General features: G+C 60.9%; 5 protein-coding genes and 3 rRNA genes. 4 read left to right on the top strand and 4 right to left on the bottom strand.

The annotated features are described in order from the left end of the window. Nucleotides 1-5 precede the first annotated feature (5 nt). The 3 genes from AC5Y4D_RS16675 to AC5Y4D_RS16685 all read left to right on the top strand — a co-directional run bounded on the left by AC5Y4D_RS16675 (nucleotide 6) and on the right by AC5Y4D_RS16685 (nucleotide 2,318). Nucleotides 6-260, top strand: coding sequence for a hypothetical protein (locus AC5Y4D_RS16675; protein WP_499941049.1), 255 nt, complete (start codon nucleotides 6-8; stop codon nucleotides 258-260). A 76-nt stretch (nucleotides 261-336) separates the two neighbouring features. Next, on the top strand, nucleotides 337-1,833 hold the full coding sequence (locus AC5Y4D_RS16680; RefSeq protein ID WP_499941051.1) for an AlkA N-terminal domain-containing protein: 1,497 nt from the start codon (nucleotides 337-339) through the stop codon (nucleotides 1,831-1,833). Continuing rightward, on the top strand, nucleotides 1,830-2,318 hold the full coding sequence (locus AC5Y4D_RS16685; protein WP_499941053.1) for a methylated-DNA--[protein]-cysteine S-methyltransferase: 489 nt from the start codon (nucleotides 1,830-1,832) through the stop codon (nucleotides 2,316-2,318). The genes AC5Y4D_RS16680 and AC5Y4D_RS16685 overlap by 4 nt, the downstream gene beginning before the upstream one ends. A 134-nt stretch (nucleotides 2,319-2,452) precedes the next feature. On the opposite strand, the gene rrf is transcribed toward AC5Y4D_RS16685, so the two are convergent. The 4 genes from rrf to murA all read right to left on the bottom strand — a co-directional run bounded on the left by rrf (nucleotide 2,453) and on the right by murA (nucleotide 9,134). Beyond that, nucleotides 2,453-2,566: ribosomal RNA gene (gene rrf, locus AC5Y4D_RS16690) — 5S ribosomal RNA — on the bottom strand. 95 nt (nucleotides 2,567-2,661) lie between these two features. Beyond that, a 23S ribosomal RNA gene (locus tag AC5Y4D_RS16695) occupies nucleotides 2,662-5,769 on the bottom strand. Nucleotides 5,770-6,047: 278 nt separating this feature from the next. Further along, nucleotides 6,048-7,577, bottom strand: a 16S ribosomal RNA gene (locus AC5Y4D_RS16700). The 16S, 23S and 5S rRNA genes sit together here, the layout of an rRNA operon. A gap of 303 nt (nucleotides 7,578-7,880) precedes the next feature. Further along, nucleotides 7,881-9,134 carry a UDP-N-acetylglucosamine 1-carboxyvinyltransferase gene (gene murA / locus AC5Y4D_RS16705; RefSeq protein WP_499941054.1) on the bottom strand — a complete coding sequence of 418 codons (1,254 nt, stop codon included), beginning with the start codon at nucleotides 9,132-9,134 and terminating at the stop codon, nucleotides 7,881-7,883. 58 nt (nucleotides 9,135-9,192) lie between these two features. Between murA and AC5Y4D_RS16710 the strand changes: the two genes are divergently transcribed. Then, nucleotides 9,193-9,781 (top strand): cob(I)yrinic acid a,c-diamide adenosyltransferase (locus tag AC5Y4D_RS16710; protein ID WP_499941056.1); only part of this gene is annotated, 589 nt, incomplete at its 3' end.

A 9,781-nucleotide genomic window follows, 5' to 3' on the forward strand; every position in this document is an offset into this window, starting at 1 on the left:
GCCGCATGAGTCCCACGGGGAACGCGCTGGGCAATCTCGCGATCCTGGCGCTCCCGTTCGTCGTTTTTCACGTGCTCGCCGTGCGGGCTGCCGCCGCCAAGTACGGCGACATCTGGACGGCCGGTAAGGACCAAGACCCGCACCGGAAGGGCATGCGCTCTGACGGCGATAGCGGTTGCGGAGGCGGATGCAGCGGTGGCTGCGGTGGCGGTGGCGGCTGCGGCGGCGGTGGCTGCGGCGGCGGTTGCGGCGGGGGATGATCGCGTCTGCAGATCACTCCACAGTGATGTCGCTTTTCCGCTAGTCTCGCCGGCGACTTAATGTAATTGTCGAAGAGTGCACGAGGATTTCGAACGCTGCTACCGAGCTGTCCAGGCCAAGGACGCTCGGTTCGACGGCTGGTTCGTGACGGCTGTGCTGACCACCCGGATCTATTGCCGGCCCAGCTGTCCGGTTCGGCCACCGTATGAACGGAATGTGCGTTTCCTGCCGACGGCCGCCGCGGCCCAACGCGAGGGATTCCGCGCCTGTAAGCGCTGCCGTCCGGACGCGTCGCCGGGTTCTCCAGAGTGGAACGTGCGCGGTGACGTCGTCGCCCGAGCGATGCGGCTCATCGCCGACGGCACGGTCGACCGCGAGGGTGTCACCGGGTTGGCGGCGCGCCTCGGGTACACCACCCGGCAGGTCGAACGGTTGTTGCAGAGCGAGGTCGGCGCCGGTCCGCTCGCACTGGCCCGAGCGCAGCGGATGCAGACCGCTCGGGTGCTCATCGAGACGACAGATCTGCCGTTCGGCGACGTCGCGTTCGGCGCCGGTTTTTCCAGCATCCGCCAGTTCAACGACACCGTGCGCCTCGTCGCCGACAGCACACCGACGGTGTTGCGCAAGCGCGCCAACGCGCGATTCGGTTGTGCCGGCAGGTCTTTGAACGCGGTGTCGTTGCGCCTGCCGGTACGCACGCCATTCGCCTACGAAGGGGTGTTCGGACACCTGGCCGCCACCGCGGTTCCGGGATGCGAAGAGGTACGGGACGGCGCCTACCGGCGCACGTTACGGCTCTCCGCGGGCAACGGCGTGGTGACGCTGACGCCCGCACCCGATCACGTGCACTGCGTGCTGGTGCTCGACGACTTCCGCGACCTGGCCACGGCCACGGCGCGGTGCCGTCGTCTGCTGGATCTGGACGCCGATCCCGAAGCGGTCGTGGAGGCGCTCAGCGCGGACCCGGACCTGGCGCCGGTGGTGGCCAAGGCGCCCGGGCAGCGCATTCCCCGCACCGTCGATGAGGCCGAACTGGCCGTGCGTACCGTTCTCGGACAACAGGTTTCGACCAAGGCCGCACGGACGCACGCGGCCCGGCTGGTCGCCGCGTACGGTCAGCCCGTGCACGACAGCGCGGGCGCGTTGACCCACACCTTCCCGTCCGTCGAACAGCTCGCGGAGATCGATCCGGTCCATCTGGCCGTCCCCGCGGCCCGTCGCCGAACGGTGAGCGCTCTGGTCGACGGCATCGCCGAGGGGAAGGTGAACCTCGATCCCGGGTGCGATTGGACCCGGGCGCGGCGCCAGTTGCTGGACCTGCCGGGCATCGGGCCCTGGACCGCGGAGGTGATCGCGATGCGTGGGCTGGGAGACCCCGACGCCTTCCCGGCCAGCGACCTCGGCGTCAGACTGGCCGCCGAGAAACTCGGTCTGCCGGCACCCACACGAACGCTGACCGAGCGCAGCGCACGCTGGCGGCCGTGGCGTTCCTATGCGACTCAACATCTTTGGACCACCCTGGAACATCCGGTCAACCAGTGGCCGCCTACAACTCAGAAGGGGATCGCATGACTGTCTACCGCACCATCGACAGCCCGATCGGACCGTTGACGCTGGCCGGGCGGGACGGGACTCTGACGAATCTGCGCATGGTGGACCAGACCTACGAACCGAGTCGGGCCGATTGGATTCCGGACGACACCGCGTTCGCCGAAGTGGCAGCCCAACTCGATGCTTATTTCGGCGGCGAACTGCTCGACTTCGACGTCGAATTGGACATGGGCGGCACGGCATTTCAGCAGCGGGTGTGGCAGGCCCTGCTGACCATCCCCTACGGCCAGACCCGCTCCTACGGAGAGATAGCCCAACAGATCGGGGCCCCCGGCGCCGCGCGCGCGGTAGGACTGGCCAACGGCCACAACCCGATTGCCATCATCGTCCCGTGTCATCGGGTGATCGGTGCCGGCGGCAAGTTGACCGGGTATGGCGGTGGGTTGGACCGCAAGCAGACGCTGCTCGCCTTGGAACGGCGCCGCGCCCACGCAACCCTCTTCTGACATGGCGCGACGCACCCCCGCAAGCGGGGGGTGCCCCCAGCAAAAGGCCCCCATTTCTTAGCGAAATGAGGGGCTTTTGCGGCTGGTCGCGCAATAACAAAAACACCCCCAAATAAATGGGGGTGTTTTTGTGTGTTCGGCGGTGTCCTACTCTTCCACCCGAAAAGGGCAGTACCATCGGCGCTGACAGGCTTAGCTTCCGGGTTCGGGATGGGACCGGGCGTTTCCCTGTCGCTGTGGCCGCCGTAACTCTATTTATTTTGTGCAATCAAGTTGTGTTGATGGGGGGTGTGGTGTCCTCGACACGAATGCCGAGAGACGGATAGTGGTTGCGATTGGTTGTGTTGGTAAGTTTTCGGCCGGTTAGTGCCAGTTCCCTGCACCCATTACTGAGCTTCCAGGTCTGGCCTATCAATCCCGTGGTCTGCGGGGGGCCTTATCCCTCCTAGAGGGTGAGAAACCTGATCTTGGAGAAGGTTTCCCGCTTAGATGCTTTCAGCGGTTATCCTGTCCGAACGTAGCTATCCAGCGGTGCCCCTGGTGGGACAACTGGTGCACTAGAGGTTCGTCCGTCCCGGTCCTCTCGTACTAGGGACAGGTTTCCTCAAGTTTCTGACGCGCGCGGCGGATAGAGACCGAACTGTCTCACGACGTTCTAAACCCAGCTCGCGTGCCGCTTTAATGGGCGAACAGCCCAACCCTTGGGACCTGCTCCAGCCCCAGGATGCGACGAGCCGACATCGAGGTGCCAAACCATCCCGTCGATATGGACTCTTGGGGAAGATCAGCCTGTTATCCCCGGGGTACCTTTTATCCGTTGAGCGACACCCCTTCCACTCAGAGGTGCCGGATCACTAATCCCGACTTTCGTCCCTGCTTGACTTGTAGGTCTCGCAGTCAAGCTCCCTTGTGCATTTACACTCAACACCTGATTGCCGTCCAGGTTGAGGGAACCTTTGGGCGCCTCCGTTACATTTTAGGAGGCAACCGCCCCAGTTAAACTACCCACCAGGCACTGTCCGTGAACCGGATATACGGTTCGACGTTAGGTGTCCAATACGATCAGAGTGGTATTTCAACAACGACTCCACTCGAACTAGCGTCCGAGTTTCACAGTCTCCCACCTATCCTACACAAACCGTACCGAACAACAATACCAAGCTATAGTGAAGGTCCCGGGGTCTTTTCGTCCTGCCGCGCGTAACGAGCATCTTTACTCGTAGTGCAATTTCGCCGAGTCTATGGTTGAGACAGTTGAGAAGTCGTTACGCCATTCGTGCAGGTCGGAACTTACCCGACAAGGAATTTCGCTACCTTAGGATGGTTATAGTTACCACCGCCGTTTACTGGGGCTTAAATTCTCCGCTTCACCCTTGCGAGTTAACGGGTCCTCTTAACCTTCCAGCACCGGGCAGGCGTCAGTCCGTATACATCGTCTTGCGACTTCGCACGGACCTGTGTTTTTAGTAAACAGTCGCTTCTCACTGGTTTCTGCGACCGGTTTCCGCTCCCACCGAAAAGGTGTTCACGGCATGCCGGTCCCCCTTCTCCCGAAGTTACGGGGGCATTTTGCCGAGTTCCTTAACCATAGTTATCTCGTACGCCTTGGTATTCTCTACCTGACCACCTGTGTTGGTTTGGGGTACGGGCCGTGTGTGAACTCGCTAGAGGCTTTTCTTGGCAGCTGAGGATCACCGAATTCGCCTCAATCGGCTATGCGTCACCTCTCAGGATTAGTGAGCGACGGATTTGCCTATCGCTCTCCCTACGGGCTTGCCCCAGTATTACCACTGACTGGTACGGCTACCTTCCTGCGTCACCCCTTCGCTTGACTACTACCAACCGGGGTCCCACGCAGCCGGTCACCGTCGCACCCCGAAGGGATTGATCAGCGACCATTTGGGTGGTTAGCACAATTGATTCATCACGGGCGCGCACACACGGGTACGGGAATATCAACCCGTTGTCCATCGACTACGCCTGTCGGCCTCGCCTTAGGTCCCGACTCACCCTGGGCGGACTGGCCTGGCCCAGGAACCCTTGGTCTTTCGGCGGGCAAGGTTCTCACTTGCCTATTCGCTACTCATGCCTGCATTCTCACTCCCCCACCCTCCACCGGCGGTTACCCGACGGCTTCGCTGAATGAGGGACGCTCCCCTACCCACACCTACAAAAGTAGATGTGCCGCGGCTTCGGCGGTGTGCTTGAGCCCCGCTACATTATCGGCGCACAATCACTTGACCAGTGAGCTATTACGCACTCTTTCAAGGGTGGCTGCTTCTAAGCCAACCTCCTGGTTGTCTCTGCGACTGCACATCCTTTTCCACTTAGCACACGCTTTGGGGCCTTAGCCGGCGATCTGGGCTGTTTCCCTTTCGACGTACGGAGCTTATCCCCCGCCGTCTCACTGCCACGCTTGACACCACGGCATTCGGAGTTTGGCTGACGTCAGTAACCTAGTAGGGCCCATCGGCCATCCAGTAGCTCTACCTCCGTGGTGAACCACGCAACGCTGCACCTAAATGCATTTCGGGGAGAACCAGCTATCACGGAGTTTGATTGGCCTTTCACCCCTACCCACAGCTCATCCCCTCAGTCTTCAACCTAAGTGGGTTCGGGCCTCCACGCGGTCTTACCCGCGCTTCACCCTGGCCATGGGTAGATCACTCCGCTTCGGGTCCAGAACATGCCACTACACCCCAAAGGGATGCGCCCTATTCAGACTCGCTTTCGCTGCGGCTACCCCACACGGGTTAACCTCGCGACATGTCCCTGACTCGCAGGCTCATTCTTCAAAAGGCACGCCATCACCCCACAAGGAGGCTCTGACGGATTGTAGGCGCACGGTTTCAGGTACTCTTTCACTCCCCTCCCGGGGTACTTTTCACCATTCCCTCACGGTACTAATCCGCTATCGGTCATCGAGAAGTATTTAGGCTTACCGGGTGGTCCCGGCAGATTCACAGCAAATTCCACGGGCTCGCTGCTACTCGGGAGATTGATCAAGGCAGGTGTCGGATTTTCGCGTACCGGGCTCTCACCGTCTGCGGCAGACCATCCCAGGCCACTTCCGCTAATCACGACACTTTCTGACTGCCTCTCAGCCAGGTAGAGCTGAGAAGATCATTCCCACAACCCCGCACACACAACCCCTACCCGGTATCACATGCATGCGGTTTAGCCATGTTCCGCGTTCGCTCGCCACTACTAGCGGAATCACAATTGTTTTCTGTTCCTACGGGTACTGAGATGTTTCACTTCCCCGCGTTCCCTCCCGCACCCTATATATTCAGATACGGGTAACACGACATCACTCGTGCTGGGTTTCCCCATTCGGAAATCCTCGGATCAACGCTCGGTTGACAGCTCCCCGAGGCATATCGCAGCCTCCCACGTCCTTCATCGGCTCTCGATGCCAAGGCATCCACCATGCGCCCTTAGACACTTACAAACACTACAAAAACCAAAGAATAAAATTGCACAAAAGAAACACGCCACCGCGAACGGCGACGCGATCATTTGATGCTCGCAACCACTATCCAGTTCTCAAACACCACACCCCACCACCAAGATGGTGGGACAACACCTGAAACACTCAAGTGTTGCCTCAGGACCCAATAGTGTGTCTGGCTTGCTTGTTGTCGTGCACCCGGCCCTCGTCCACTACAGACGAGAACCCCTCACGGCTCGCACCCCACCAATTGGAGTGCTTTTCGTGGTGCTCCTTAGAAAGGAGGTGATCCAGCCGCACCTTCCGGTACGGCTACCTTGTTACGACTTCGTCCCAATCGCCGATCCCACCTTCGACAGCTCCCTCCCAAAGGGTTAGGCCACTGGCTTCGGGTGTTACCGACTTTCATGACGTGACGGGCGGTGTGTACAAGGCCCGGGAACGTATTCACCGCAGCGTTGCTGATCTGCGATTACTAGCGACTCCGACTTCACGGGGTCGAGTTGCAGACCCCGATCCGAACTGAGACCGGCTTTAAAAGGATTCGCTTAACCTCGCGGCATCGCAGCCCTTTGTACCGGCCATTGTAGCATGTGTGAAGCCCTGGACATAAGGGGCATGATGACTTGACGTCATCCCCACCTTCCTCCGAGTTGACCCCGGCAGTCTCTCACGAGTCCCCGGCATTACCCGCTGGCAACATGAGACAAGGGTTGCGCTCGTTGCGGGACTTAACCCAACATCTCACGACACGAGCTGACGACAGCCATGCACCACCTGCACACAGGCCACAAGGGAACCGACATCTCTGCCGGCGTCCTGTGCATGTCAAACCCAGGTAAGGTTCTTCGCGTTGCATCGAATTAATCCACATGCTCCGCCGCTTGTGCGGGCCCCCGTCAATTCCTTTGAGTTTTAGCCTTGCGGCCGTACTCCCCAGGCGGGGTACTTAATGCGTTAGCTACGGCACGGATCCCAAGGAAGGAAACCCACACCTAGTACCCACCGTTTACGGCGTGGACTACCAGGGTATCTAATCCTGTTCGCTCCCCACGCTTTCGCTCCTCAGCGTCAGTTACTGCCCAGAGACCCGCCTTCGCCACCGGTGTTCCTCCTGATATCTGCGCATTCCACCGCTACACCAGGAATTCCAGTCTCCCCTGCAGTACTCAAGTCTGCCCGTATCGCTCGCACGCTCACAGTTAAGCCGTGAGATTTCACGAACAACGCGACAAACCACCTACGAGCTCTTTACGCCCAGTAATTCCGGACAACGCTCGCACCCTACGTATTACCGCGGCTGCTGGCACGTAGTTGGCCGGTGCTTCTTCTCCACCTACCGTCAATCCGAGAAAACCCGGACCTTCGTCGATGGTGAAAGAGGTTTACAACCCGAAGGCCGTCATCCCCCACGCGGCGTCGCTGCATCAGGCTTGCGCCCATTGTGCAATATTCCCCACTGCTGCCTCCCGTAGGAGTCTGGGCCGTATCTCAGTCCCAGTGTGGCCGGACACCCTCTCAGGCCGGCTACCCGTCGTCGCCTTGGTAGGCCGTCACCCCACCAACAAGCTGATAGGCCGCGGGCCCATCCCACACCGCAAAAGCTTTCCACCACAGGACATGCATCCCGTGGTCCTATCCGGTATTAGACCCAGTTTCCCAGGCTTATCCCGATGTGCAGGGCAGATCACCCACGTGTTACTCACCCGTTCGCCACTCGAGTACCCCGAAGGGCCTTTCCGTTCGACTTGCATGTGTTAAGCACGCCGCCAGCGTTCGTCCTGAGCCAGGATCAAACTCTCCAAACAAAAACCCCTCGATACCGAGGTGAATTCACAATCAGAGAAAATCTGACCTAACAAAAAGACGCCATGAACTGGCATCTGAAAAAACGACTACACCGACACACGGGGGGCGCCGAATGTAGTCAAAAAACAACAACAAACAAAAACACCAAACACACTATTGAGTTCTCAAACAACACTTTTTACTGCTTGTTTCGCCCGCTTCGGGGCAACCCTGCCAGCTTAATACAGATCCGGCTAGAGAGTCAAGCCCTGGTTTCGATCATCTTTTGGGAGGTGATCGCGCCTGTGGGGCGTGAACGATGGCTACTGTACCCGCTCGATCTCGGCTCCCAAAATCGCCAGGTTCTCGACGAACAACGGGTAGCCGCGATCGATGTGAAACACGTCGTGGACCTCGGTATCTCCGTCTGCCACAAGGCCTGCCAGTACCAGGCCGGCACCTGCGCGGATGTCCGAACACCACACCGGAGCACTGGACAACTGCGGCAGTCCGCGCACCACGGCGTGGTGCCCGTCGGTGCGCGCGTCGGCCCCGAGCCGGATCATCTCCTCGACGAAGCGAAACCGTGCCTCGAACACGTTCTCGGTGATCATCGAGGTGCCGTCAGCGATCGAGGCAAGCGCAATCGCCATGGGCTGCAAGTCAGTTGGGAACCCCGGAAACGGCAACGTCGCGACGTTGACCGCTTTGGGCCGTTCGTATTGCGCAATCCGGAAGCTGGTATCGGTCTGGGTGACCGTGGCGCCCGCATCGTGCAACTTATGCAGCACCAACTGCAGATGCGCCGGATCTATTCCCGTCACGGTGATGTCGCCGCGGGTCATGGCGGCGGCGATCCCCCACGTAGCCGCCACGATGCGGTCACCGATGACCCGATGCTCGGTGGGATGCAGCCGCGGGACGCCGGTGATGGTCATGGTCGGTGAGCCGGCTCCCTCGATCTGGGCACCCATCTGGTTGAGCATGGTGCACAGGTCGACGACGTCGGGCTCGCGTGCGGCGTTGTGGATGGTGGTGACGCCCTCGGCCATGACCGCTGCCATCAAAATGTTCTCGGTGGCGCCCACCGACGGGAATTCCAGCTGAATCTCTGCCCCGCGCAACGTATCTGCGTGAGCAACCACACACCCATGCTCGATGTTGCAGGTGGCGCCGAGTTGCCGCAGACCCGCCTGGTGCATGTCCAGCGGCCGCGATCCGATCGCGTCGCCGCCGGGCAGCGCGACTCTGGCCTGTTTGCAGCGTCCGACCAGGGGCCCCAGCACACAGACCGAAGCGCGGAACTGGCGTACGGCGGCGAAGTCGGCGTCGTACTTGGGCTCGTCGGGTGAGGTGATCCGGGCGACGTCCCCGTCGAGCTCGACGGTGGCGCCGAGACCACGCAGTACCTCGGCCATCAACGGCACGTCGAGGATGTCAGGGCAGTTGGTGATGGTGCTGGTGCCCTCGGCCAGCAGGGTCGCGGCCATCAGCTTGAGCACACTGTTCTTGGCGCCTCCGACGGCGACTTCGCCGGACAACCGGCTGCCACCAGTCACCACGAATCGCTCCGCCACCCGGGTAAGTCTAGTGAGCGACACCGTCCATGTCAGTCGGCCCGGTACGGTTTTGCCTATGGCAGTCCATCTGACCCGCATTTATACCCGCACCGGCGACGACGGCACGACGGGATTGAGCGATTTCTCACGGGTCCACAAGACCGACGCCCGCCTGGTCGCCTACGCGGACTGCGACGAGGCCAACGCTGCGATCGGCGTCGCGGTGGCGTTGGGCGCACCCGATGAGCAACTCGCAGGTGTGCTCAAGCAGATTCAGAACGACCTGTTCGACGCGGGCGCGGACCTGTCGACTCCGGTGGTGGACAACCCGAAGTATCCGCCGCTGCGTATCACCCAGCCCTATATCGACCGGCTGGAAGGTTGGTGCGACGCCTACAACGAGGATCTGCCGGCGCTGAATTCGTTTGTCCTGCCGGGTGGTTCGCCGCTGTCGGCACTGCTGCACGTCGCGCGGACGGTCGCCCGTCGCGCCGAGCGTTCGGCGTGGGCCGCGGTCGAGGCGCATCCGGACGGGGTGAGCGTGCTGCCGGCGAAGTACCTGAACCGGCTCTCGGACTTGCTGTTCATTCTGTCGCGGGTGGCCAATCCCGACGGTGACGTGCTCTGGCAGCCGGGCGGCGGTAGTGCCGCGAGCAGACGGCGGT

The organism is Mycobacterium sp. NGS67, from assembly GCF_059812185.1.